The 24,326-nt window shown below is 56.3% G+C and carries 20 protein-coding genes and 1 tRNA gene; 18 read left to right on the top strand and 3 right to left on the bottom strand.

The features are described 5' to 3' along the window. The first annotated feature begins 47 nt into the window (after positions 1 to 47). From rseP to KF767_15730, 10 genes are all read left to right on the top strand, one after another. Entirely contained in the window at positions 48 to 1,712 is a 1,665-nt protein-coding gene (rseP, locus tag KF767_15775; GenBank protein MBX3019345.1) for an RIP metalloprotease RseP, read from the top strand. Then, entirely contained in the window at positions 1,712 to 2,371 is a 660-nt protein-coding gene (gene tsaB, locus KF767_15770; protein ID MBX3019344.1) for a tRNA (adenosine(37)-N6)-threonylcarbamoyltransferase complex dimerization subunit type 1 TsaB, read from the top strand. The genes rseP and tsaB overlap by 1 nt, the downstream gene beginning before the upstream one ends. A 17-nt stretch (positions 2,372 to 2,388) precedes the next feature. Further along, positions 2,389 to 3,297 carry a P-loop NTPase gene (locus KF767_15765; GenBank protein MBX3019343.1) on the top strand — a complete coding sequence of 303 codons (909 nt, stop codon included), beginning with the start codon at positions 2,389 to 2,391 and terminating at the stop codon, positions 3,295 to 3,297. A 28-nt stretch (positions 3,298 to 3,325) separates the two neighbouring features. Beyond that, on the top strand, positions 3,326 to 3,955 hold the full coding sequence (locus KF767_15760) for a helix-turn-helix domain-containing protein (protein ID MBX3019342.1): 630 nt from the start codon (positions 3,326 to 3,328) through the stop codon (positions 3,953 to 3,955). After that, positions 3,942 to 4,958, top strand: coding sequence for an RluA family pseudouridine synthase (locus KF767_15755; GenBank protein ID MBX3019341.1), 1,017 nt, complete (start codon positions 3,942 to 3,944; stop codon positions 4,956 to 4,958). The genes KF767_15760 and KF767_15755 overlap by 14 nt, the downstream gene beginning before the upstream one ends. Then, positions 4,948 to 5,634, top strand: a complete 687-nt coding sequence (locus KF767_15750; protein MBX3019340.1) for a polyphenol oxidase family protein — start codon at positions 4,948 to 4,950, stop codon at positions 5,632 to 5,634. The genes KF767_15755 and KF767_15750 overlap by 11 nt, the downstream gene beginning before the upstream one ends. Continuing rightward, positions 5,631 to 6,347 (top strand): DUF1648 domain-containing protein, encoded by a 717-nt coding sequence (locus KF767_15745; protein ID MBX3019339.1) that lies wholly within the window; start codon positions 5,631 to 5,633, stop codon positions 6,345 to 6,347. Before KF767_15750 ends, KF767_15745 begins: the two co-directional genes overlap by 4 nt. A gap of 131 nt (positions 6,348 to 6,478) precedes the next feature. Beyond that, positions 6,479 to 7,873 (top strand): hypothetical protein, encoded by a 1,395-nt coding sequence (locus KF767_15740; GenBank protein ID MBX3019338.1) that lies wholly within the window; start codon positions 6,479 to 6,481, stop codon positions 7,871 to 7,873. Positions 7,874 to 8,186: 313 nt separating this feature from the next. Continuing rightward, on the top strand, positions 8,187 to 11,096 hold the full coding sequence (locus KF767_15735) for a hypothetical protein (protein ID MBX3019337.1): 2,910 nt from the start codon (positions 8,187 to 8,189) through the stop codon (positions 11,094 to 11,096). Between the two features lie 243 nt (positions 11,097 to 11,339). Then, positions 11,340 to 14,318, top strand: a complete 2,979-nt coding sequence (locus tag KF767_15730; protein ID MBX3019336.1) for a VWA domain-containing protein — start codon at positions 11,340 to 11,342, stop codon at positions 14,316 to 14,318. A gap of 17 nt (positions 14,319 to 14,335) precedes the next feature. Here the strand turns inward: KF767_15730 and KF767_15725 are convergent, their stop codons facing one another. Next, positions 14,336 to 15,112: a DUF2183 domain-containing protein gene (locus tag KF767_15725; protein MBX3019335.1), complete on the bottom strand. Its 777-nt coding sequence runs from the start codon at positions 15,110 to 15,112 to the stop codon at positions 14,336 to 14,338. Positions 15,113 to 15,201: 89 nt separating this feature from the next. Further along, the gene (locus KF767_15720) at positions 15,202 to 15,588 is read right to left on the bottom strand and encodes a hypothetical protein (GenBank protein ID MBX3019334.1); all 387 of its coding nucleotides are present in this window, start codon (positions 15,586 to 15,588) and stop codon (positions 15,202 to 15,204) included. Positions 15,589 to 15,907: 319 nt separating this feature from the next. Between KF767_15720 and KF767_15715 the strand changes: the two genes are divergently transcribed. Continuing rightward, complete coding sequence (locus KF767_15715) at positions 15,908 to 18,601, top strand: response regulator (protein MBX3019333.1); 2,694 nt, start codon at positions 15,908 to 15,910, stop codon at positions 18,599 to 18,601. Here the strand turns inward: KF767_15715 and KF767_15710 are convergent. After that, on the bottom strand, positions 18,598 to 19,290 hold the full coding sequence (locus KF767_15710; protein MBX3019332.1) for a response regulator transcription factor: 693 nt from the start codon (positions 19,288 to 19,290) through the stop codon (positions 18,598 to 18,600). The genes KF767_15715 and KF767_15710 overlap by 4 nt on opposite strands. 296 nt (positions 19,291 to 19,586) lie before the next feature. Here KF767_15710 and KF767_15705 point away from each other — a divergent pair, with 296 nt between their 5' ends. The 7 genes from KF767_15705 (at position 19,587) to KF767_15675 (ending at position 24,310) form a co-directional block, all read left to right on the top strand. Next, on the top strand, positions 19,587 to 20,429 hold the full coding sequence (locus KF767_15705; protein ID MBX3019331.1) for a hypothetical protein: 843 nt from the start codon (positions 19,587 to 19,589) through the stop codon (positions 20,427 to 20,429). A gap of 101 nt (positions 20,430 to 20,530) precedes the next feature. Continuing rightward, positions 20,531 to 20,620, top strand: a tRNA-Ser gene (locus KF767_15700). Between the two features lie 94 nt (positions 20,621 to 20,714). Further along, entirely contained in the window at positions 20,715 to 22,247 is a 1,533-nt protein-coding gene (locus KF767_15695) for a trypsin-like peptidase domain-containing protein (GenBank protein ID MBX3019330.1), read from the top strand. 49 nt (positions 22,248 to 22,296) lie between these two features. Next, a complete protein-coding gene (locus KF767_15690) occupies positions 22,297 to 22,734 on the top strand; it encodes a hypothetical protein (protein MBX3019329.1) in 438 nt (145 codons plus the stop codon). A gap of 52 nt (positions 22,735 to 22,786) precedes the next feature. Next, positions 22,787 to 22,966, top strand: coding sequence for a hypothetical protein (locus tag KF767_15685; GenBank protein MBX3019328.1), 180 nt, complete (start codon positions 22,787 to 22,789; stop codon positions 22,964 to 22,966). Positions 22,967 to 23,018: 52 nt separating this feature from the next. Continuing rightward, on the top strand, positions 23,019 to 23,462 hold the full coding sequence (locus KF767_15680) for an SRPBCC family protein (GenBank protein MBX3019327.1): 444 nt from the start codon (positions 23,019 to 23,021) through the stop codon (positions 23,460 to 23,462). A 71-nt stretch (positions 23,463 to 23,533) separates the two neighbouring features. Next, positions 23,534 to 24,310: an alpha/beta hydrolase gene (locus KF767_15675; protein ID MBX3019326.1), complete on the top strand. Its 777-nt coding sequence runs from the start codon at positions 23,534 to 23,536 to the stop codon at positions 24,308 to 24,310. Positions 24,311 to 24,326 lie beyond the last annotated feature (16 nt).

Genomic DNA, 24,326 nt, shown 5'->3' with positions numbered 1-24,326 from the left:
CCGAGTTTTTCCTAACGTCACCTTCGGGCGCGAGTTACAATCAAGCGATGGATATCATTCTTGGTTACGTCCAGACAGGCTTCTCGGCAGTCTTCGCATTCATCCTGCTGCTGGGACTTTTGATTTTCGTTCACGAGCTCGGACACTTCATGGTCGCGAAGTGGTGCGGCGTCCGGGTCGAGGTTTTCAGCCTCGGTTTCGGCAAAAAGATCCTGCAGTACAAACGCGGCGATACTGTTTACGCCATCTCGCTGATCCCGCTGGGTGGATACGTGAAGATGTTCGGCGACGAGTTGAACTCCGATATCGATGCCGAGCAGAAGAAGTATTCCTTCACGCACAAAAACGTGTGGCAACGGATCGCGGTCGTTCTGGCGGGTCCGCTGATGAATTTCTTCTTCGCCGTTTTGATCTTCACCGTCGTCGCGTACATGGGCGAAGACGTGCGTGCGCCGATCATTGGCGACATTTCGCCGAACTCGAAAGCCTATGAACTTGGTTTCCGCCCCGGCGATAAAGTCGTCTCGATCGCGGGCACCGCGGTCAGCACCTGGGACGATTTCCAAACCGGGCTGACCTCACGGATCGGACAACCGGTGGAAGTCTCCCTGAAGCGGACCGGCTTCGAAACACCCATGCCCATCAGCATCACTCCGGAAAGCCGCCCGAATCCGAACATTCTTTCCATGAAAGAATGGATCGGCGACGTGGACGGCATGACGTACTACTCAAAGTCCCCGATCCTCGGTATCCGCGCGAAAACGCCCGCCGAGAAAGCCGGCTTGAAAACCGGTGATCGCATCAAGATGGTGAACAACGTCGAGGTCAAACATTACCGCGACCTGGATCCTTTGATGGTCCCCCACCAGGGTGCGGACATCGTCCTGACCATCGAGCGCGATCACGACATGGACGGCAAGGCCGACGAAACCGTCAAGCACACCTTGAACTCACGCTCGTTCTCGGGCGTCGGCGTACTTGGAATCGAAAGCTCGGAACTTTACCTTTTCAAAATCATTCCCGGATCGCCCGCCGAAAAAGCCGGACTGCGCACCGGCGACCGCATCTTGCAAGTGGGGGAAACGACTCCGCTCGTCTGGGAAGAGGTTCTGGGCTCGGTCAAAGGCTACAAGGGCGAAGGCGGTCTGCCTTTCAAAGTCATGCGCGGGAACGAAGAAATCGAATTCACCGTGAATCCCGAAATCACCTCGCAAATGAACATGCAAGGCGGTGAAGAGAAACGTTTCACGATCGGCATCGTTCCTTGGATCGAGCTGAGTGCTCCGGACCTCACCACCCTGCAACTGGCGGGTCCGGTCGACGTCTTGAAACGCGGCTGGGATCGCACCATTGACGTCACGGTCATGACCGTCGTGTCGTTCGTGCGTTTGATCCAGAATAAAATCTCTCCGAAAAATATCGGCGGCGTGATCTCCATCGGCCAAGCGGCGCACGAGACGTTCAAGATCGGCATTGGCTCGTTCTTGACGATGATGGGGGCCATCTCGGTCAACTTGTTCATCCTGAACCTGCTCCCGATCCCCGTCCTTGATGGCGGCCATTTGCTGTTCTACACGATCGAGGCGCTGCGTGGCGCCCCCGTATCGATGCGCAAAATGGAAATCGCGCAGCAGATCGGCCTGTTCGTGCTGATGAGCCTGATGGTCTTCGCGCTCTTCAACGACGTTTCCCGTATCTTCGGATTCTGGTGATGAAACTCCTCGCACTCACCACCAGTGGGGTGCGGGCGCAGTTAGGGCTGTTCCTTGATGGACGGCCCTTCGTTCTCGAAAACCCCAATCCCCGACAGCATAGTGAATGGCTTCACGCTTCGATCGATGGGCTCTTCCGTCAAAATGGCATGACGGCCGCCGATCTGAACGGCATCGCCGTCGACCTCGGCCCCGGCAGTTTCACGGGCTTGCGGGTGGGGTTCCAGCTCGCGCAAAGCTTCGTTTACGCCAACGGGACGCCACTTTTCACGGCGACCAGCAGCCAGATTCTGGCGGCGGGTCTACCGGGGTCGGTCATTTGCGGGGCCAATGCTTTTCGCAATCTGGTCTACGCCGCGGAATTTCATGCGGGTCGCGAAGTTCGCGCCCCGCATGTCGTGACCGCGGAGGACTTCGCCGCGGATCTCCGCGCGCGCGCGATCGGCCCCTCTCAATTCACTTTCGTCGGCGACGCCTTCACCAAGATGTCGGTCCTGTCGGAACTCAATTTCCCTCTGAAACGCGAACTGCCGGACGTCGAAAGTCTGGCCCAGTTGGCCCTTCATGCCGGTCCAGATTTATGGACTCATGACTGGAAATCGAAAACCCCCCTTTATCTCCGTGGATCGGAAGCCGAAGAAAAGGCGAAGATAAAGTAATGCGAGGGGATTGCAGCATGTCGACCCGGATCGTGTCGATCGGATCAGGTAAAGGCGGAGTGGGAAAGAGCTTCGTCGTATCGAGCTTGGGCATCACGCTCACGAAGCTCGGCCAATCCGTGCTGTTGATCGATCTCGATTTCAGCGGTCCGAACTTGCACACCAGCCTTGGTGAAGCTCCCCGCGCCCACAACATCGATATGTTCTTCAGCGGCCAGTCTAAGCTGGCCGATCTCGTTCATACGTCGATGTTCCCCCGCCTGTCGTTTATCCAAGGAACCGCGAGCCCCGGTGAACGCACGATCGCCGACGTCCGTCGTCTGATCGAAGAGTGCCGTACCTTGCCGTTCAACGAAATCCTCTTCGACCTTGGTCCAGGTTCGCAGGAAGTCTATCTTGAGCTCATGAAGCTGAGCGACGAACGCATGTTCGTCACGACTCCCGAGCCCCCTTGCATCGAAAAGAATTACCGTTTGATCGAGAACTATCTTTTGTACTCGATCCGCAAGGACGACTCGCCCGTCCACCTGAAAGAGCTGAAGACCGCGCTCGAGCAATACCGCAAGGTTCATAGCCCCGGACAGATCACGTTCCGGGAATTCTTAATGAATCAAACGGGTTGGACTTGGCCGAAAGATCATCCGGCGTTTTTGAATCCGATTCGTCTCATCGTGAATCAAACCCGCGCCGAAGCCGACCTGGACCTTGGTCCGTCGATTCGTTTGGTCTGCCACCACTACTTCGACTTCTGCATCGATTTCTTGGGATCGCTTCAATACGACAACGCCGTTTGGCAGTCGTTCCGCGATTGCGAGCCGATGCTACATAAACATCCCTTCTCGCCCCTGGCCGGACAATTCCTGAAAATGTCTCGCCGCCTGCTGAGCGACGAATTGCACGGAAATCCCCTTCGCGCCGTGATTTAGGTCGTGTTACCATTTCCTTACTATGGAGATGAACACGAAGTTCAATCACTACGACATTCTGGAATTGAGTCCTCAGTGCTCTCAGAACGACATCACTGATGCCTACAATAAAGCGAAAGCGACCTACTCGGGACAGAACCCCGCGCTTTACACGATCTTCTCGGAGCAAGAAGCGCGCGAATACCTACGTTTAGTCGAAGAGGCTTACGCCGTTCTCGGCAATCGTTCGTTGCGCGCCCTGTACGACGAGAAACTTGTGAAAGGCGTCGTCGATACGTCGAAAGTCGCTTACGACAACCTGTTGCAGGAAAGCCGGACGAACAAGTCGCATCAGCTTCCCAAAATCCAGCGTTTCAAACTGGAGTACGAAGCGAATCCAACGTTCGAGGAAGAAATCAAAATCCAATCGAATTGGAGCGGCGACTTCTTGAAGAAGGTTCGTGAGTACAAAAAGGTTTCGCTGGAGCAATTGGCGGAAATCACCAAAATCACGCCCTTCTACCTGAACGCGCTCGAGAAGATGGAGCGGGAAAATCTTCCCGCCCCGGTTTTCGTTCGCGGCTATCTGGTGCAAGTCTGCCGCACGCTGAACCTCGACGACAAAAAGGTTGCCGACTCCTACATGCGCGTGTTCAAAGGCGCAGGTGAAAAAGCCTGATTTCGACCTCACCATCGCGGACGCCGATGCGGGCCAGAGAATCGACAAAATTCTCGGCTCGCATGCTGAAATCGGCTCACGCTCGAAAGCGGAACATCTGTTACGCGAAGGTCTCGTTTCGTTAAATGGCAAAACGGTCAAAAGTTCTTACCGAACCTCGACGGGCGAAGTCTTTCGCGTCCGTCTCCCAGAGCCTGAACCCACGAATCTCCAGCCCCTGAAAATCGAACTCGAATCCCTTTACGACGACGATCACCTTTTGGTGATCAACAAGCCGGCGGGACTTGTCGTCCATCCCGCGGCGGGCCACACGCAGGACACGCTGGTGAACGCGCTCCTAGGAATGGACGCCGATTTCGAAATGCAATTCGGAGAGAATCGCCCCGGCATCGTTCATCGCCTGGATAAAGACACGTCAGGTCTTTTAGTCGTCGCAAAGACCAGTGCCGCGCAAGATGCACTCGTCGCTCAATTCAAAGCGCGTAGCGTACATCGCCGTTACCAAGCACTCGTGATGGCACGGGGCCTTCCTACGGAAGGATCGATCCAAAGCTATCTGGCCCGCCATCCCGGAGACCGCAAGCGCTTCGCATCGCTTCGCGATCCTGCGGGGCGAATCCTTCGCGAAGAGGGGCTCGAAACGACAATCGGAAAGTGGGCGCGAACGCACTACCGCACGCTCGCACGCAACGCGAGCGGCCTCAGTCTGCTCGTGCTCAAACTCGAGACGGGGCGCACCCACCAAATACGTGTCCACCTCAGCGAAGCGGGCTCACCGATCGTGGCCGATCCCATTTATCTGAAATCCCCTGCGACCTCGGGCTATTCGAACCTCGAAAAAGAAATACTCACGCATATTCCCCGTCTGGCGCTGCATGCCTTTGAGCTCGGTTTCGTCCACCCTATCCACGGCAAAAAGCTCTCGTTCCGTAAAGATTGGCCTGACGATTTACGTGCGCCCCTGCAAGAACTCAAACTATGGAGGGCGCCTGATGAGATTTGAAAAGCACTCGTCGGGTTGGATCGCCCGTCGTCCCGGGTTGACGGTCTTCTTCGGCAATCGTCACTCCGCGCTCGCCGAACTCAAGGCGCATTTTCCTCAATACCGTTTTCTGCGGACGAAACAAGTTCACGGCAAACACATTGTCGAACAGAATCTTCAACCGACGGACTACGAAGTCGATGCGGACGGATCCTGGACACGGACCGCCGGTTTCGCCTTATGTTCGATTTCCGCCGACTGCGTGCCGTTGTTAATTACGGCGCCGGGTTTCGCCATGGCCCTGCACGCGGGGTGGCGAGGCGTCGCCCAGCGTATCTTCGTCGATGGCTTAAAGCGCGCGATCGAAGCAACCGGGGATCCCTCGAAAATTGAAATCTGGATTGGCCCCCACATCCGACGCGAATCCTTCGTCGTTCGCGACGACGCTCGCGATCTTTTGCAAGCGTCGACGGCCTTAGCCTCAACGCAAATCATCGAAACCATCGGCGAGGATCAGTACCGCATCGATCTGGAAAAAATCCTCCGTGCGCAAGCGGGCGAATGCGGCATTAAGGATTTGCAAATCCAAACCCTCGAGGTCGACACCTATCGCAGCGAGGAACTTCACTCCCATCGCCGCGACCGAGAAAATGCGGGAAGACAGATCAGTTTCATTGTGCTTGAATCCATACCATGAAGGCTTTGTTACGCCCCTCGATTCCCGCGTTGCTACTCACCGTTCTGTCATTCGCGCTTCCGCTTCTTTTCTGGAAGCAAATGCCCGAGCAAGTTCCCATTCATTTCGACATCCAAGGGCAAGCCGATCGTGAAGCGCCGAAAGCCGTCGGCCTTTTCATTCTTCCCGGTTTGTCCCTTTTTCTGATCGTGTTGATGTCTTTCTTCGCGAAGCTGGATCCCGCATTGATGCGAGATCCCGATGGTCCGCCTTCACTCGGCAAATTCCTGGGCGCAATCGGTATTTTACTTCTGGGAATTCAGGCGGGACTGATTCTGACCAGCGTTTATCCGGATCGTCTTCTCATGAATGAAATGCTCTTCATTTCGATGGGTTTATTCATGATCGTCTTCGGATTATCGATGCGCCATATGCCGATGAATCCATGGATCGGATTTCGCTACCCTTGGAATTACCAAAATCGTGCGGTCTGGCGGCGGACCCATGACCTGTATTACCGCTGGATGATTGTTTTCGGCGTGCTTTCGCTCGTGTTCGCTTTCGTCATGCCCATTCCCCCCGTCTCTTTGGCCCTCTTGCTTTTGGCCATCGTGGTGCCCGCAATCATTTCGTATCGCTTCTCACGTCAGGGCCCCCCTTCGCCGCGCGATGGACCGCACCGCCGGGGCCGCCGCCGCGGCGGCCAACGCCCCCGCGCGCCGAAGCCCTCCTGAGCAACTTTTGAACAGGGCCGGTTTTGCGGCCCTCGCAAACGGAATCTAAAGCGTCCCCTCTCACAGAATGCAGGCCGCTCCCCTCTTTGCCGGTACGGGCCTTGCTCAAAGGTCCCACGGAGGATTTTCCCGTGGCGCTTTCTCTGGTCACCCTACGGCGTGCTCTGCTTCCCCTCTTCGCCATCGGCGTGGTGGTGGGCCTCGGCATGCCTGTTTGGGCCTTGGGCCCCGGCACCGGTCCGCGTCCCGCGCCCGCCCCGGAAAAGGCCCCTTTCAGCGAAGCCTGCCAAGTCCCGGGCTCTTTGCAGGGCCGACCGTCCACGGGGCTCTTCGTACGCAGTTATCCCGAGGCCGACGCTCAAGGAAAACGCTCCGCCGCGTTCCTGTCGAATGTCGTCGATTTAGCCGTTCAAAAACTTGATCGCGATCTCACCTTTGTCGAAAACCTGCGCGCATGTCACGGCGGTGCGAAGGCCGGATCCGAGGACTGCGCCGAACTGCAAGCCTTCGTGAAGTTTCAAATCCCGCAACTCATCAAGGATGTCCGTTTTCACCTGTCGGTGGCGCAATCGCCCCGCGATCTTAATTCGGGTTTCGGTCAAACGGATACCACGCCGAACTACCGTATGCGCACGATCGGCACCGTGAAGCTCAAGTCCTGGGAGCGCACGAACCAAGAAGAATACGCGCTGGCGAAGCAAACCCTGAAGTCTTACGAAGACGAGATCATTCGTCACCATCTCGCCGCCTGGAAGCAAGAGAAATACACAGGAAGCTGGGGCGAACGACAGGTCATCAAAGCCAGTCTGATTCAAGTCCGCTTCCAACACTTCCAACAGTATCGCAGCTTCATGGCCGCCGCGCCCTTTCTGCAGTACTTCACCCACGCTGATCCCACCGTCGACGAGGTGATCGCGGCCTTTTCGGAGTTTGAACAAAACGCGACCATCGAGAAGAACTTGCTGACGAGTTACTTGCGCGACCTCGCGGTCCCAGGGTTCATCGAAAACTCCGCTGGTCGCACCGACGAAATCGTGGGGACGATTCTGCAGTATTCGGCGTACGTGGAATTCGCGTTGATGGAAGAACCCAAGTTTTGCGGACTCGCGACGTCGCTGATCTATACGCAGTCCAACCGCGCGCTGGGCACGGCCATCGCCGTCGGTCTTCCGCTGCTGGCGGCTTCGTTCCTCATGCCGGGAATCGCGGCGTACCCGCTAGGCATCATCGCGGGAGCCTACTTCGCCATGGATGCTTACCAAAACTACCAAACGCAGAAGACCCGCGCGGGCAGCGTTCTCTTCCTCGCTCCGGGATCCGAAGGCGCACTGGAAGACGCGCAGAACCAGCTGACCGCCGAAATCGTTCTATTTCCTCTGTCCTTTGTTGGCGGACGTTTCTTCGGCACCGCGATCCGCTCACGCATCGCGGGCGTCGTCGTCGCGGACGCTCGCTTGAACTATCACACGTACCTTCCCAAGGGCGTGCTCTCGATGGTCGAGAAGTTCAGCCTGCGTCGTCTTTAATCGAGTCACCATCGACGGCGGCGAACTTCTGATCACCACTTCGCACCGGGATGAGACGCGCGCGCTCAGGCCCTCACCATTTCGCCGCCGTACTCACGTTAAAAAGGCTTTCACCGATTTTTCACGGCCCAAATCCCTTGGGCTTTTGACCTGTTCAACCGATAAACACAATCAGGAGTTTATCGGTCTCGGATGAGACGTTGAACTCTTAAGCGCGAAGATAAGGCCTATACACTCAAGAATCGTCCAGAGTGGTACAGGCATCGAGTTTGCTGTGAAAGACTTGTGAACACGTGTTTTTCTTGGGGGAACGATGAAACAGCTCATGATGAAATTCACGATTCTATTGGCTATCCCGGTCGTCGCGATCGGATATACCAACTGTTCGAACGTTGCGTTCGACAATATGGAATTGTCCTCCGAAGAAAAGAAGTTGGCGATCAATCAAGGCGGGATCGTTATCAACGACGATGCGGCTTATACGAATAAGGTCGATGTCAACCTGCGCCTGATCCACAACAGCGCGGAAGAAATGTACATTACCAACGATCCCAACTGCGAAAGCGGCGGCCAGTGGGAAGCTTACAAACCTCATATGGAATGGAAGCTCGACGCGAACAATGCCGAAGGGAAAGTCTTCGTTCGCTATCGCGAAACCGGATCGACCGAAATCGTTTCGGGCTGTTACGCGGACTCGATTATCCACGACGATATCGCGCCCGTCGTGAAATTCGGTCGTCAGGCCGGCCAGTTCTTCAATACTCCCAATTTCCGTTTCGAAGTCACTTATTCGGACAACCTTTCCGGCGTCGGCAACGTCGACTGCGACGCGAACGCGCTCTGGAAGAAGTCCGCTTGTAATCTGAAGCAGCACGTCCTGGTCGAAGGTGTCCACACGATTCGCGCTTCCGCAACCGATCGCGCCGGCAACAAATCCGAGCCGATCGACGACAGCTTCACCATCGACTTGACCAAACCGACCGTCCGTTTCGTACAGACGCCCCCGGCAATCACTTCGGACTCGAGCTCGACATTCGCTTTCGTCGGCGAAGACAAGCTTTCGGGCGTGGAAAAGTATGAGTGCAGCGTCAACGGCGGCGCATTCGCGGCTTGTTCAAGCCCCGTCACCGCGAACTTTCCCGAAGGCGACAATAAATACGCGGTTCGCGTTTACGACCGTGCCGGTAACGTATCGAATCCCGCGACTTACGAATGGGAAATCGACAAGACCGCGCCGTCGGTCCAGATCACTAAAAATCCTCCGGCTTTCTCGAAAGATCCTATCGGAAACTTCGAGTTCACCGGCAAAGACGGCGGCATGACCATCACGAAGTTCGAGTGCCGTATCGGCAGCTCTTCGGCGTGGACATCTTGCAACTCGCCCCACGACACGGTCAGCTTGCCCGATGGCACGCACAGATTAGAAGTCCGCGGTTACGACCGCGCGAACAATCCCTCGTCGCCCGCAAACTATGAGTGGACGATCGACACCGTGAAACCCCTTGTCGTTATCACCGCGGGTCCCTCGGGCCGTGGTCGCGACAAAAATGTCACCTTCCAGTTCAATGCGACCGATCCTTCACCCAGTAGCGGCATTGAATCGGTCAGCTGCCGCCACGACTCGGGAGCTTGGGAGTCTTGCTCGAACATCAAGTCGTACACGAACATCGCGGACGGCACGCATAAATTCGAAGTCAAAGCGAAAGATCGCGCCGGCAACGAAAGCTCGGTCGTTTCTCACTCATACACTATCGACACTCAGAAACCCGTCGTGACCATCACCAAAACTCCCGCTTCGTTGACCAATAGCAACGTCGCACCGTTTGAGTTCATCGCGACGGATGCTGGCGGCGGAACGATCGCCCGCATTGAATGTCAAGTCGACGGCGGTGGCTACGGTACTTGCACGTCACCCAAAACTTACTCCAACGTCGTGGATGGTTCGCACCTGTTCCAAGTGCGTGCTTACGATGATGTCGGTAACGTTTCGGACGTGAAGTCGTATCAGTGGGTCGTCGACACTCAGGGTCCCGAAATCAACATCCTGAAACGTCCCGCTTCGGTCGTGAAGAAGGGCGATCCCATGCCCATCCACTACCAAGTCACCGACGCGATTTCGGGCGTGAAAACCGTGAAGTGCGGACTGAATGGCGTGCTGGACAACTGCGCGGCCGAACTGAACATCAATTTGAATCTGGAAGTCGGCGAGTACGTTTCGCGCATCGAAGCGGAAGACCAACTCGGTAACCGCACCGTCGCGGAGATCCGTTGGAAAGTCGAGATTAAAGCGAAACCCGTCGCCCAAAACATCTCGGTGAACTCGAACAATAAAGTCGACGTCCTCGTCGTCGTCGATAACTCGGGTTCGATGGAGTACGAACAGCAGAACATGGCGGCGCGCTTCGGATCGCTGCTCGACAAGCTGCAAGGCCTCGACTGGCGCGTCGGCGTGATCACAACTGATATGGACTATGACTCGGAATTGCGTTGGGGTCGTTTGATCAAAATGCAGGGAACGAACCGGTACTATATCGATTCGTCGATGGACTACGCGCAAGCGAAGGCCGCATTCGCCGCAACGGTACAACGCCCGACTTGGGAAGGTAGCTCGTGGGAGCAAGGTATCCGCTCCACTTACTACTCGATCGCCCGTGCGGTTTACTGGAACCAATCGGATGAGCCGAACTCGCGTAACCGCAACTTCTATCGCGACGACGCCGCCGCATTGTCCGTGGTCCTGGTTTCGGATGCGCACGAAACATATCGCGGTGCTGGCGAAGACGCGAACCGTCCCGAACATCTCGTCTCGTTGGTGCGCGATCGTTGGCCGAACAAAGCGTTCTCTTTCCACTCGATCGTCGTGAAATCGGGGGATGATGCATGTCTGTACGCACGTCCCAACGGGCTGCAAGGAAACGAGCAGTACGGGACCCACTACGAGACGATGTCGGCACTGACCGGCGGGGTCGTGGGCAGCGTCTGCGCCGCCGATTACTCGGGCCAGTTGGGCAGCATCGGTCAAGCGACCGTGGACCAGGTCCGTTCGGCGACTCTGGATTGCGCTCCGCTCGATACGAATGGCGACGGCAAGCCCGACGTCCAGATCATCACCTCGAACGGTGCCGCGGCTCCGGGATACTCGGTCAGCGGCCTGAAGATCACTTTCGCCGCGAACCTGCCTCCGGGCGCGAACGAGCTGAAGTACTCTTGTTTGGCCGACTAAGGCCTTACACGGGGCTTCCCCAAAGCCATCCCTACCGGGATGGCTTTTTTAATGCCTGACGACGTCTCGAATTGAAGCGTCGATCTCGTGGGCGATTTCAGAAGTTCGACGTTCCCTATCGAGACGTCGAACTGTTCTACGAGAATATAGGAGTTTGACGCCTGTCAAAGATTCAGTCTGACACAGGCACTTATATTGCTCTCTATTATTACCGAAACGTTCAGTACGTGGGGGAATGCTTTCATGCGTAGTCTTACCGTCAAACTTTCGGTCATGCTGGCGATTCCGATCGTCGCAGTTTCGTATACGAACTGCGCCAATTACGCGCTTCAGAACTTCGAGCTCTCCACGGAGGAGCTGAAGCAGTCCCTGATCCTTGGGGGAGTCATCATTAATGATGGCGCGGAATACACCAACAATGAGGCCCTCACTCTTCGTATGATCCACGAGAACGCGGATGAAATGTACGTAACGGACGATCCGACATGCGAAGCGGGCGGCGTTTGGGAAGCCTATGCCCCGGTGAAAGCTTGGACTTTGCGTAATCCCGACGGACGCGTCTATGCGCGCTACCGGCCGAAGAAAACCCCGAATTTCGTCTCTCCCTGCTTTGACGATGATATCAAAGTCGACAAAACTCCACCCGTCGTGCAAATCGCGCGTACGCCCGGAGCTTTCATCAATGCCAACCCCGTCTATTTCGAGATCAAAACGGAAGACGATGCCGCGGGAATCGCGTCCCTGGAGTGTAACTCCAGCGAAGGTTTCACTACCGCTTGCCAGATCGGACAGAAGTCCCATTCCCTCAACGACGGCTCGCATAGCGTGGAGATCGTTGCCATCGATAAAGCCGGTAATCGCTCGACCAAATTACGCGACTCTTTCATGGTGGACCGCATTGCCCCCACCATCACCGTGTCGCAAGCTCCGAGCGGCACCCTTGGAAATGGCAACGCAAAATTCGTTTTCAGCGGACGTGACTCCGACAACGGTAGCGGTATCGAAGCCTCCGGAGCCTATGAATGCAGACGGGATAACGGCGCCTTCGAGGTCTGCCAATCGCCCGTTGATATCTCGAATTTCGGTCCCGGCAAACACAAGTTCCAGATCCGCGTGCGTGATCGTGCCGGCAATATCTCGGCGGCATCTCTGAATGAGTGGACCGTCGACTTGACCGCTCCGACCGTGGCGATCGGGTCACCGGCGCCGCAAGATCCGACCAAAGAAAACAGCGCCACATTCTACTTCACGGGGATCGATGAAGGCGTCGCGCTGGATAAGTTCGAGTGCCGCCTGAACTCAGAAGCCTTCACGCCTTGTACGCCTCCTTACACACGGAATAGCCTTGCATCGCAACGCCACACCTTCGAAGTCCGGGCAATCGACAGCGCCGGCAACAGATCTTCGCCGCAAAATTATTCCTGGTTGATCGATACGACGGTTCCGACCGTTTCGATTACGCGGGCCCCGGTCGGCCGTATTAAAGACACATCGGTGACGATCAGTTTCAACGTCGCCGACGAGGGCGGCGCCGGCGTCCAACAATCTTTCTGCAGCGTTAACGGTGGCACTTATCAAAACTGCACCGGAAGCTTCACCACACTGAATCTTGGCGACGGCAATCACGTCTTCCACGTCATGACTCGCGACAAAGCCGGTAACAATAGCCTCCCCGCCAGTGCGTCGTGGACCGTTGATACGACCAAGCCCAGCATCCTTTTCACGCAAACACCTTCAAGCCCGGTTTTGGTGGCCAACGCATCCCTCTCCTTCCAGGGAAGCGATCCTAACGGCGGAACCATCAGCGGATACCTCTGCAAGCTCGACAATCAACCCGAGGCGGCTTGCGCCTCGCCCCTCGAACTGAAAGATCTGGAAGACGGCATCCATGTCGTCTCCGTCAAGTCGGTCGACAGCGTCGGTTTGATCTCGGACGCGATCTCGCATTCGTTTTTCGTGGACTCAAATACGCCTTCAATCGCGTTGCTGAAAACGCCCGACGAGGTTGTGGGACACAACGCGGAAGCGTTGATCCAGTACCGGATCACCGACGCCAGCGATTTCCGTTACATTCGTTGCGGATTCCAAGGGGCGCTCGCGGACTGCGGTGACGAAGCGACAGTCAACGTCTCGCTCGCCAACGTCGGCAACTACCAATACGTGATCGAAGCCGAGGACATTCATGGTCACCGCTCCTCGATCAACGTCGACTGGCGCGTCGAACTGGCGACCACTCTCGTGAAACAGAAGTTCAATATGACCGCGACCGATAAAGTCGACGTCCTCGTGGTCATCGACATCTCGGGCTCCATGGATACCGAGCGCAAAAATCTCGGCGCCCGCTTCGGCAGCTTCCTGAGCAAGCTGAAAGACGCCCAACTGAACTGGCGCGTGGGCGTGATCACGACCTCGCTTCGCTGCGCGGACGAAAAGAAAGACTGTAAGACCGCGCCGGTCCACGAGGTTGACGGCCATCTTCACAACTTCGTCGGAATGCCCACGGGAACCTACTTCCTCGATAGCTCGATGAACTTCGCGAACGCGCAAACGGCTTTTGAAAATACGCTCAAGTTCACCAAAGTCACGGAGTCGGGTGGAAAGTACTACGACGGAAATTTAGGTTATATTTCCGGATACGAACAGGGGATCGGATCGGCTTACGTCGCGGTGACGCGCGGAACTTCGAATCCCGCCGAATGGACCGCAACCAGTAGCGTACGCGCTCGGAATTTCTTCCGCAGCGACGCCGCGCTTTCGGTTCTAGTCGTTTCGGATGCAGACGAGACCCCGTCGAACGGAACGAAAGACTGGAACAAGCCGGACTCCTTGATCAATCTCGTGAAAACGAAATGGCCGTCTAAATCCTTCAGCTTTCACTCGATTATCGTCAAAGCGGGTGACTCGGGATGCTTGGCTAAAGATGGAAACGAAAGCCACGGCATCACTTACGCCGATCTTTCGAAAAAAACCGGCGGGATCGTTGGTAACGTTTGTGAGTCGGACTACGGCAATCAACTCGGCAGCATGGGGCAAGAGACGCTCGACCAAATCCGGTCGATCAACCTTGACTGTAACCCCGTGGCGAAGACGGGATCCCCTGCTCCCGAAATCAAGCTGAACGGCAATGTGCTGACGGGCTACAACCTGAGCGGCCGCCGCCTCACGTTCGGCACGACCTTGCCCCCGGCTCAATATGAATTGAGCTACGACTGCCTTCAGTAATCGCGACCATCCGGGCCTCAGCGGCCCAGCGCGCAGCCCACGGAAAGCAAATCCACCCATTCCCGCGTGAAGACACGGCCCTCAAAACTGAGGGCGGGGTGGCAATTCGTCCAAGGGGCGAAAGCCTGCTCAGAGGTCGGCTCATCCCGCAGGTCCCGTAACAGCGCGCGCAGCACGACGGCTTCAACTCCCTCGACCTGCTCCGGGGACAGTATCCCTGCCGCCACCCACTCCGCCGCCAGGTCATAGGAGCTTCCATAAGGCCTCAGGTTGAACGAGTATCCCTGCAGCTCCACGTTATCCGGGTAGATGGCATGGACGTAGGCAAGCACTTTACGTGCGGGATAAGCCTGCTGAACATCCCAGAAGACCAACGGATCTCGCTCGCCGTTATCGCCGATCAAAATCCATTCGGTGTCGGATGGTTCTTCCGCGAACAGACGATCAATGACTTCACGTTTAAAAGTGGTCGCGCCACTCCCGAAGGGACGCAAGAACGTCCGGCCGAAGGGGAAAGCATTTTCCCGTAGAAACGTCTGGTGCGCCTCGGTCATCAACCAAGTCGGTGCGTTCGAAAGGTAAACGAACTCAACGTCCCCGCGTTCATGAAGTGCCTGAAAGATTTCGGGCATTCCCGCAAAAACCAGATCGGTTCTCGGCGCATTCTGCACCTTCCCGACCAAACTACGAACGTTGGAAATTTTCAGAGTGTCATCGATGTCGCTGACCACGATGGTCCGCGACCAAGCTTGAACGGACAATGAGACGAGAAGAAAAACGCTCAGAAATTTCAAGATGCCCCCCAAACGACAAGGCCGCGTCTAACGCGGCCAATGACCTCATTCAAGGAGCAAACCCGGATCGTCAGGCGAGCCGGTCAATTTTACGCGCGAACGTCCGGCGATGGACGTAAGCCCTCTTGCGTCATGGCGCGGGGAAGCCCCGCATAGAAGCGGAAAGTCGGTCCATGACGGTGGAAAGATCTGATTTCAAACTTCAGAAGTACGCGGTCCGTCCCCAACTGCTCCGTATGGATCACCATCAAAACGTTCCCGTAATCTGGATACGCAATCGCCCCTTTCACGAGATTTTTCAAGGTCTCACCCAGGCGTTGGCAGTTTCCACGCAGGATTGTTTCGATCTCGGGTCCGAACTCGAAAATCAGCGAAGATTTCGAAGCCGCCAGCGGCCGTTCGAGCGAGTGCGAAAGTCCCACCAGCATTCTCGAGACTTCAAAGTCGACCACATCCGTCGTCTCTTGATTCGTCACCTGCGACCTCTCCCTCTTCCATCATGCGGGTTGAACTCCCCGCACTTGATTTTGCAGAAATCCGTGTCATTCGACGGGACACTAAATGCATCGCGATCCGAATGTTCTGCCTCTCGGTAGAGCTTAGACGCTTATCGAAGCGTGAAGCGGACTTGAGAACGAGCTTTCATGGGTGGGAGCGATCCTTCAATTGGATGTCCCGTTCGCATAATGAGAAATTAACGAAGACCTCTCGCCTTGAGATGGACTCGCCCTCCGTCGAGACTTAATGTTTCTTTAGTTTCGTTCTGCTGAAGTTCCGGAAACGATAAGAACTGCGATGACACGACTATTTCGCTCCCTCAATCTGCTTTTTCTTGTCGCCGTCGCGGCTTTGATCGCGATCAATATCAGCTCACGAAACAAGGTCACGGAACTCTATGGGCTGACACGTCAACGTGCCGAAGCCCGTCAGCGTATTTTGCTTTCAGAACGCTTGATCGCGAATCTTCACAAAGCCGACGCGGAACATCGCGCTTATCTTCTTTCTGGAAATCCGGATCATCTCGAAAATTTTGAACAAAGCGTGGCCGGCATCGACACGGCGATCTTAGAGCTCTTGGGCCTGACGCGAGACTTTCCGAGTCAACTGGGGCGGCTGGAATACATTCGCTCCGTTCACGAGCGAAAGTCGACAAGCCTACGCCACTTCGCTGAAAATTATAGAACGAGTTCCGCACGTCTAAAAATGGAACAAACCCTACCCAACGAGCCGGAGTGGGGAATGATTTCGACGACCATCGCCGAACTCGCCAGCAACGAACTCAAGCGCCTGAACGAGTCGGACGCGAAGGCCCGTGAAATCGTCGATGTCGACAAGATTCTGCTGAGTTTCGTTACGCTCATGACCGCAATTCTTGCGATCACCGTATTTATTGTCGTCGAAAAGACTCGACGTCGCAAAGACTCAAGCCTCAAAGCGGAAACTCAGGCGCGCCAGAAACTTTCCCAACAAGAGGCTCGCTTTCTTGAAATCATCCAGATGCAAAATGCGATCGCCACCGCCGACCTTGAAAAGGACGACGTGCGCGCGTTGGTCCTCGAGCACGCGGTTCGCCTAACCCAAGCGGACGGGGCCGTGGTCGAGAGAATCGAAGGCCCGAAATTCGTCTACGAAGCGACCCACGGCGAAAAGGCACCCAACGTCGGAATTACCGTCGATCGCGAGGGCAGTCTTTCCGGAATCTGCGTCGAACGCCGTGAAGCGCTTATTTCACACGACACGGAAGAAGATGGACGCGTCGACCGCGAGGCCTGCCGTCGCGCGGGAATTCGCTCCATGGTTGTCCTTCCCATTTTTTCGCAAGGTGAGCCTTACGGCGTATTGAAGGTCTATTCTCACCAACCGCGTGGGTTCGGCGAGTCCCACCGCAACGACCTCAATTTGGTCAGCGGAATCTTGTCTTCGACCCTGACGCAAATGCAGCAGTTCACCAGTCTGCGCGAAACCGAGAAGCAACTCTTGCGCGCGAAGGAACAGGCCGAATCCTCGACCCGCGCCAAATCCCAGTTTCTCGCAAACATGAGCCACGAAATTCGAACCCCCATGAACGGCATCTTGGGAATCGCCGAGCACTTGTTGCAATCGCAACTCGCGCCCGTTCAGGCGGACGCGATCATGACCATTCAGAGTTCCGGCGAATCCCTCTTGGCGATCATCAACGATATTCTCGACTTCTCGAAAATCGAGGCCGGAATGCTCGTCCTCGCCCACGAGGACTTCAACCTGCTGACGGTGTTCCGTAACTTGCAGAAAATTTTCTCGCATGCCGCCGATGGAAAAGCGGTGGATCTCGTTTTCGAAATCGATCCCGCCCTTCACGCCGACGTCAAAGGCGATCCCGGTCGCCTTTCCCAAGTTCTGCTCAATCTGGTGGGTAACGCGATCAAATTCACCCCTAAGGGACAGGTCACCGTCGCGGCTCGCAGCTCCGCTTGCGAAGACGGCCGCCTGGTGATCGATTTCGAAATTCGCGACACCGGCATCGGGATCGCGCAAGATGCCTTCGACAAACTTTTCCAAGCCTTTCAACAAGCCGACGCCTCGACATCACGCACCTACGGCGGCACCGGCCTAGGGCTTTCGATCTGCAAACATTTGATCACGCAAATGAACGGGCAAATCGGCGTGCGCAGCCAGCTCGGCATCGGTTCCACGTTTTGGTTCAACGTCCGTATGGATTACGGACATCCCGTCGCCGCCAAGGCGGAAGTGCTGCGATACGAAGAACCCGTCGCTTCGGTGCTCGCCATCGTCGGTCGAATCTTGCTGGTCGAAGACAATGCCGTAAACCAGAAGGTCGCGATCCACGCGATGGCCAACACGGGACTTACCATCACCGCGGTGGATTCAGGCGCCGATGCACTCCGTCTTTTAGAGACGGACGAGTTCGATCTGATCTTAATGGATTGTCAGATGCCCGAGATGGATGGCTACGAAACCACCCGTCGCATTCGCAAGCTTAACACCTTACGCGTGTCGCGTATTCCCATCATCGCGCTGACCGCGAATGCGCTCGTTGGGGATCGTGATCGCTGCCTGGCCGCGGGAATGGACGACTATGTTTCGAAGCCTTTCAAGACGGACCGCCTACTCGCATTGATCGAAGAATGGTTACGTAAAGGGCCGGCTTTCCCGAATCCTGATGAAATTTTCAAAGCCTACTTGCAGATCATGCCGGATTTCATCGCGACCGTGCTGAACGCCTACGCGAAATCGGATTGGAAAGCTCTTGGTGCGGCGGCACATTCGGTCAAGTCCTCAAGCCTGAATATCGGCGCGATCAAGCTTGGGCGGATGGCCGAATTTCTTGAGAACGCTTCCGGCCGCTCTCCCCAAGACATCCAACAGTTTCACGTCATGGATTTCGCCGAGGAGTATGCGACGGTCAGCGATTTCCTACATGGATATCTGAAAGACGGCGTGCCCCTGCGTGACATCTACCCGCTTCGTGGAATCCCGTTGTTAGCTTAACCGACGGAGAATCGATAGCCCGAGTTGTGAACCGCATCCACGGTCGCAACTTGCGGATCGAGCTTCTTTCTCAGCGAAGAGATATGGCGATCCACGGTACGGATCAGAACGTGAGTATTGTTACCCCACACGGCCGACATCAGTTGTTCCCTTGTCAGGACTTGCCCTTCGTTTTGCATGAAGTGAACGAGCAAACGAAACTCGTGGGGTGTCAGATCTAGATCGCGGCGCGAGCTTTTTTCCCCGACCGCGTAGGCTTTCGACATCGCGCAATCGAGTTCTAAAGAACCTTTACGCATAACGATCGGGGGGATTTTCCGATTCTGCATCGAGCGCATACGCGCGTCGATCCGTGCTTTGAACTGGTTCGCGTCGAAAGGCTTCACGATATAATCGTCCGCTCCCAATTGAAAACCGGCGACGATATCTTCGGTCGAAGAGCGGCCGGTCAAAAACATCACCGGAACTGCCGCCGCATGTGGAAGATTTTTAAGCTTCGTGAATAATGAAAGCCCGTCCTCGTCGGGCAACCCGACGTCCAGCAGGATGAGTTCAACGTCGGCATGATCCGCCAAACGCAATCCCTCTTCCGCATTCGAGGCGACAATCACTTCGTACTGTTGCTGGAGAGTCGCTTTCACCATCAACTGAAAATCCAACTGGTCTTCGATCAAAAGAATACGACGCATAATTGGATGCTAAAAGAGAGTTCCTGATCCATGCAAGGTTCAGAAACATTAGAAATTCTTAAGGCTACGCATCTGCGTTTGGACTTCAGGCTGGGAAACCGCTCCAGGGACGGTTTTCTGGACTCAGCGGCGGGCGTTTCCTCTTCTAACATTTATGAATGATCAAGTTTTCCCTCTCATTCGTGTCAGTCGCCGTGTCAATCGCCACGCTCATCGGTTGCGCCAGCAAAACCCCTTCCGCGCGTACTCCGGCGAGCACCGAAACATCTTTGCGCTTATGTGAAAACTTGAGACGCATGGTTTTGCATTCCCATCGCGGAGCCGCGGATCGTCCCGAAAATATGCTGACCGCTTTTCATCGTGCCGTAGAACTCGGAGCCGACGTGATCGAAATGGACCTGCAGGTCGCGAGCGATAGCGAACCGAAGCCCTCTCGCTTAGTCGTCGCGCATGATCATTGGATGAAAGAAGAGTGCACGGTCGGCGGAAAGCCGCGCGCCGAGAAGATTTTCTATCGCGACATGACGCTCGCCGAAATTCAGACTTACGACTGCGGATCCAAAGTCAAAACGGGACAACCCGTACCGGGCGAACGTATCTCCAGCTTGCTACAAGTTCTTCAGTCTTTGCACCCGATCTCGACCCGTAAAAATCAACCCGTCGGTTTCAATATCGAAATCAAATACAATCCCACGCTATCCCCGCGCTACTATCCCTCACGACCGGAATACGTGCAGCTCTTGCTCGCAACCCTCGATCAGGCTCGCGTCTCGAACGAACGGATTTTGGTGCAGTCCTTCGACATCGATATTCTACGCGAGCTGCGCCGCCAACGGTCCACGATCCGTTTGGCCGCGCTTCTGCCCGACATCAACGTCGGTCTGGACATCGCGCGCGAACTCAACCTTGACCTGATTACCCCGCACGTCAGCCAAGTCAGCGCGGCCACCTTGCGTGAATTTCACGACCGTCGCGTGCAGGTCATCCCTTGGACGGTCAACCGCCCGGACGAAGCCTTGCGCGCGATCGAGCTGGGTACCGACGGCGTGATCACCGATCAGCCGGACCTCTACGTCTTCGCCGAGAAGTTTTGCGGCCCGGGAGCCATGGTGAACCAATCTCCCGCTAGAGATTTCTAAGTCTGCCGCAATCCCGGGCGCCCAAGCCGCCATAGACGCGCCGCAATGGAGCCCAAGATTGCCCCATGTAGGGTTTTCCTTTAACACAAATCCGTTATCGCGGAGAGGTGGCCGAGTGGCTGAAGGCGCACGATTCGAAATCGTGTTTACGCTAACCCGTAACGAGAGTTCGAATCTCTCTCTCTCCGCCATTTCTTCCCTTCCCCCTATTGAACACATTTCCGAAGTCATGCTCCCGCTTGGGAGCCCCCGCGCCGTGCTAACTCCGCAGGCAGGGGAGCCTCAATGCCTGCAATTACACTTTTGATCACCATCTTGATGAGCCTGACAGCCCTCGCGAGCCCCGCTCCGGACAGCCCGGAAGGACTCGGCCTTTTCGCCATTCAGTTCGATGGTCGCACGCCTCCTGCGGCGCTCATTCGCTTTGAAGGACAAAGCCTCGATACCCCCGCTTACGTCCTGGCCTGCGGTCACTGCAACGGCATGCCGGTCGGCGCGTTTCGCGCAAACGAAGCAATCGATAAGCCCGTGTACCTTCACGATCCGTCGGGACGACAGCGCGCCGTTCGCGCGCACCGAATTTTGTTCGGCACCCAAACCGGCGTCGACCTGCTTTTACTGGAGCTCACGCAAACCTATCGTGAAATCGAAAGTCAGTTCGGCATTCGCGCGCGTTGGGTCAGCCCGTCCCGCCCCGCCGTCGGTACCCCCATCACGTTTTACAACCTCGAAGGCGTGCAGCGCTGCCAAGTCGATCTTCAGCTCGAAAAGATTTTCTTCAATGACGCCGGAACCGATTTCCTCTCTGATCCGTTCGTTTACTTCGGCTGCGTCAGCGAACCGGGACACTCGGGATCGATCCTTATCGACGAGTCTTCTGGGCAAATCGTCGGGCTCAACGTCGGCGGAAGTTATCCGGAAGAGTACAACGGGAAAATTTCGAGCTGGGCCTCCGAGGTCGCGAGCCTCTCGACCTGCCTGACCCCGGAAAAAAGATTCGACCTCTCGGTGAAAGGCTGCCGCCTGCGCGACATTCCCACCGAGGCCGTACGCGCGCAGACACCGAAAGCCTACGCGACGGTGAACGGCTGTTCCGGAGGCCTCTTCGCGGCGCCGGGGCAAACCGAAGACGCCCCTGCCCTCGTGATGACAAATGGACATTGCGTGCGCTACCGCGAGATCCTCGGACGCGGGCAATCGTTTCCCGAAGCGGGCGAGGTCTTCACGAATTTGAATTCCTCCGAAGTTCGCGCCAACACCGTCATCACGCTGCAGGTTGAAGGACGCAACGAACCCGTCCAAGTTCGCCAGCTGCAGTTCGCGACGATGACCGGAACGGACGTCGCCGTTTTCGAATTGACCGAAACCTACCGCGAGCTGAGGGAGCGTCTACAGATCGCGCCGTTCCTGCTGGCCGAAAAGAACGCGACCGAGGGCGAAGAAGTCCGCGTGTTCGCCTCGTACTACAATCGCGAACAACGCTGCCGCGTCTTGGATTCGATCACGCGACTTCGCGAGGGGCCTTTCTGGACCGGTCCCGCGATCAAGTTTTCGAACGAATGCGAGTTCTACACCGGCTTCTCCGGGTCCTTCACGCTCAACGCCGCAAACGAACTCGTCGGACTCGCCAACACGCACTACAGCGGAGACAACGTCCCCTGCTCGGTCCACAACCCTTGCGAAGTTGAAGGCGCGGACACGACCCGCGTCGCGGACCCCGGTCAATCCTACGGAGTTCCGCTTGCGGGACTCGCGGCCTGTTACCGTCGGCAGACGGAAAGCTTCGATTACGAGTGCTATCTCCGCTCTCTTTACTAAACTCTTCCGCTTGACCGTCACGCAACACCCTCTTTACCCTAAAAGTCGGATGCGAACTCTTCTGGTGATCTTCGCTTTATGGGTGGGACCGGTTCACGCACAGTCGCGAATCGATATCGCTTGCGACACGCTCACCGGAGACGATTACCGCATCAAACTCAGTTACCGTGGGCTCGATCCACGCGATAACATCGGCGCTCCTGTCGACGTCACCCTGAATGGACGAAAGCTTCGCTCCTCGCTCTTCCAAAGCGCCGTGGAACCGGCCGGACAACGGGCGTATCTGGAAATCGTATTGGATGAGCTCGCCACACCCGAAACCGATCGTGTCGTCAGCCTCATGGCCACGTGGATGGGTGAACGTGGCGAAGTGGTCTGGGGACGCGGGATCCTGGTCGACAGCCTTTACCGTCACCGTGAAGGCAAGGTCCGCGAGGGACCTGAGCTTAAAGTGCAGTGCCTACTCGAAGGCTTACCGGTGCGATAAGTCCGGCACGCTCTTGGCAATGGAGGGGCCATCCCTACACCCAAGGAGCAAAATGAAACCATTCATCCTTTTCACGATCCTCTTGTTCGCGCTTCCGACCTTTTCGGCGGAAAGAATTTGCAAACCTCGCCGTGGCTACGAAGCCCACCGTACCTTCTGCGAAGGCCTGAGTCCCTTCGCCTGCGACGCGCACAGCAGTCTTTGCCGCTGGATTGAAGGTTGGCGCGATTAAGCGCTAGAATCCGTCCGGAGGTGATCCGGTGGAACTCAAAACACGACCCATAATGGAAACCGAAATGCTCATCCGCCGTCCCGTGGCGGATGTTTTCAACGCCGTGGTCGACCCCGCCGTCACAACACGCTTTTGGTTCACGAAAAGCAGCGGGCCTCTCGCGGCGGGAAAGACCGTGCGATGGACTTGGGAGATGTACGGAGTCGGTGCGGACGTCATCGTCCATGAAATCGTCCCACAGCGCCGCATCGTCATGGAGTGGGGCGACCCGGGCGAAATGACCCACGTGGAGTGGACCTTCACCAGCGTCGCTTCAGACCAGACCGTCTTGAACGTCAAAGAAACCGGGCATCGCGGAACCGACGATGAAGTGGTCGCGAAGGTTCTCGATTCCCTGGGCGGATTTTCGCTCGTGCTTGCCGGAGCGAAAGTCTTTCTCGAACATGGAATTGAAGCACGTTTGATTCACGACCGCTTCACGCGGCCACAAAATTAGTGCGCGATCGCACAAATCTCTCGGACCTTCGTCAAGTTGAAACCGGCCTGCGGCCATGCGACCTTACCAAGATGGTCGTAGTTTCCAAAGACGGCACCCAGATCGCCTATGATGTGTTCGGCAACGGTCCCGCACTGATCTATATTTCCGGAGCCATTTGCCATCGAAAATTTTCGCCGATCGTGAAGGACGCAAAAATTTTCGCGCAGTCTTTCCGCACGATCGTCTACGACCGTCGCGGTCGTGGCGACAGTAGCGATGCGCCCCTTTACCGCATTGAACGCGAGATCGAAGACATCGAAGCTCTGATCGACGCCTGCGGTGGGAAGGCTTTTTTGTACGGACACTCCTCCGGCGCCGTCCTCGCGCTGGAAACCGCGCTCAAAACTCCGGAAAAGGTCCCCAAAGCCGTCCTCTACGACATCCCCTATTCGGCCTCGGAGCGCGAACAGGCCGAGTACCGCTTACTTCGCCGCGAAGTCGAAACCTCACTCGCGAACGGCCACCACACGGCGGCCATCCGGCAGTTTCTGGTCGGCATCGGTATGCCTCGCATCTTCACTTATCTTCTTCCTTTGATGCCGGGATGGCGGCGCATGAAGGCGCTCGCGCCGACCCTGCTGTACGATATGACCTTGACGGAACCCCTCGCCCCGATCGCGCGCATGCAGAAAATCAAGGTGCCTTTCCAGCTTCTTTACGGCGCCAAGAGCCCGGACTCCATCCTGCGCGTCGCCGAGCAAGTCAAACCCGTGGTCCCACCCGGAAACTTCATCGAAGTCCCCGGCCAAGATCACATGGTCGATCCGAAAATCTTGCTTCCCTATCTAAATCGATTTCTGTCGTAACGATGGAGCCATCGCA

Source organism: Pseudobdellovibrionaceae bacterium (assembly GCA_019637875.1).
GTDB lineage: Bacteria > Bdellovibrionota > Bdellovibrionia > Bdellovibrionales > Bdellovibrionaceae > JAHBUW01.
The sequence above is the reverse complement of the archived record's forward strand: the minus strand, read 5'-3'. Positions and strand labels throughout refer to the sequence as shown.

What these genes read in the sequence shown, in the direction of transcription:
- KF767_15705 (MBX3019331.1), top strand. Translation starts at nt 19,587, where the DNA reads ATGGTTTTGCATTCCCATCGCGGAGCCGCGGATCGTCCCGAAAATATG.
- KF767_15730 (MBX3019336.1), top strand. Translation starts at nt 11,340, where the DNA reads ATGCGTAGTCTTACCGTCAAACTTTCGGTCATGCTGGCGATTCCGATC.
- KF767_15750 (MBX3019340.1), top strand. Translation starts at nt 4,948, where the DNA reads ATGAGATTTGAAAAGCACTCGTCGGGTTGGATCGCCCGTCGTCCCGGG.
- tsaB (MBX3019344.1), top strand. Translation starts at nt 1,712, where the DNA reads ATGAAACTCCTCGCACTCACCACCAGTGGGGTGCGGGCGCAGTTAGGG.
- KF767_15710 (MBX3019332.1), bottom strand. Translation starts at nt 19,290, where the DNA reads ATGCGTCGTATTCTTTTGATCGAAGACCAGTTGGATTTTCAGTTGATG.
- KF767_15690 (MBX3019329.1), top strand. Translation starts at nt 22,297, where the DNA reads ATGCGAACTCTTCTGGTGATCTTCGCTTTATGGGTGGGACCGGTTCAC.
- KF767_15715 (MBX3019333.1), top strand. Translation starts at nt 15,908, where the DNA reads ATGACACGACTATTTCGCTCCCTCAATCTGCTTTTTCTTGTCGCCGTC.
- KF767_15685 (MBX3019328.1), top strand. Translation starts at nt 22,787, where the DNA reads ATGAAACCATTCATCCTTTTCACGATCCTCTTGTTCGCGCTTCCGACC.
- KF767_15695 (MBX3019330.1), top strand. Translation starts at nt 20,715, where the DNA reads ATGCCTGCAATTACACTTTTGATCACCATCTTGATGAGCCTGACAGCC.
- KF767_15745 (MBX3019339.1), top strand. Translation starts at nt 5,631, where the DNA reads ATGAAGGCTTTGTTACGCCCCTCGATTCCCGCGTTGCTACTCACCGTT.
- KF767_15760 (MBX3019342.1), top strand. Translation starts at nt 3,326, where the DNA reads ATGAACACGAAGTTCAATCACTACGACATTCTGGAATTGAGTCCTCAG.
- rseP (MBX3019345.1), top strand. Translation starts at nt 48, where the DNA reads ATGGATATCATTCTTGGTTACGTCCAGACAGGCTTCTCGGCAGTCTTC.
- KF767_15735 (MBX3019337.1), top strand. Translation starts at nt 8,187, where the DNA reads ATGAAACAGCTCATGATGAAATTCACGATTCTATTGGCTATCCCGGTC.
- KF767_15675 (MBX3019326.1), top strand. Translation starts at nt 23,534, where the DNA reads ATGGTCGTAGTTTCCAAAGACGGCACCCAGATCGCCTATGATGTGTTC.
- KF767_15680 (MBX3019327.1), top strand. Translation starts at nt 23,019, where the DNA reads ATGGAAACCGAAATGCTCATCCGCCGTCCCGTGGCGGATGTTTTCAAC.
- KF767_15765 (MBX3019343.1), top strand. Translation starts at nt 2,389, where the DNA reads ATGTCGACCCGGATCGTGTCGATCGGATCAGGTAAAGGCGGAGTGGGA.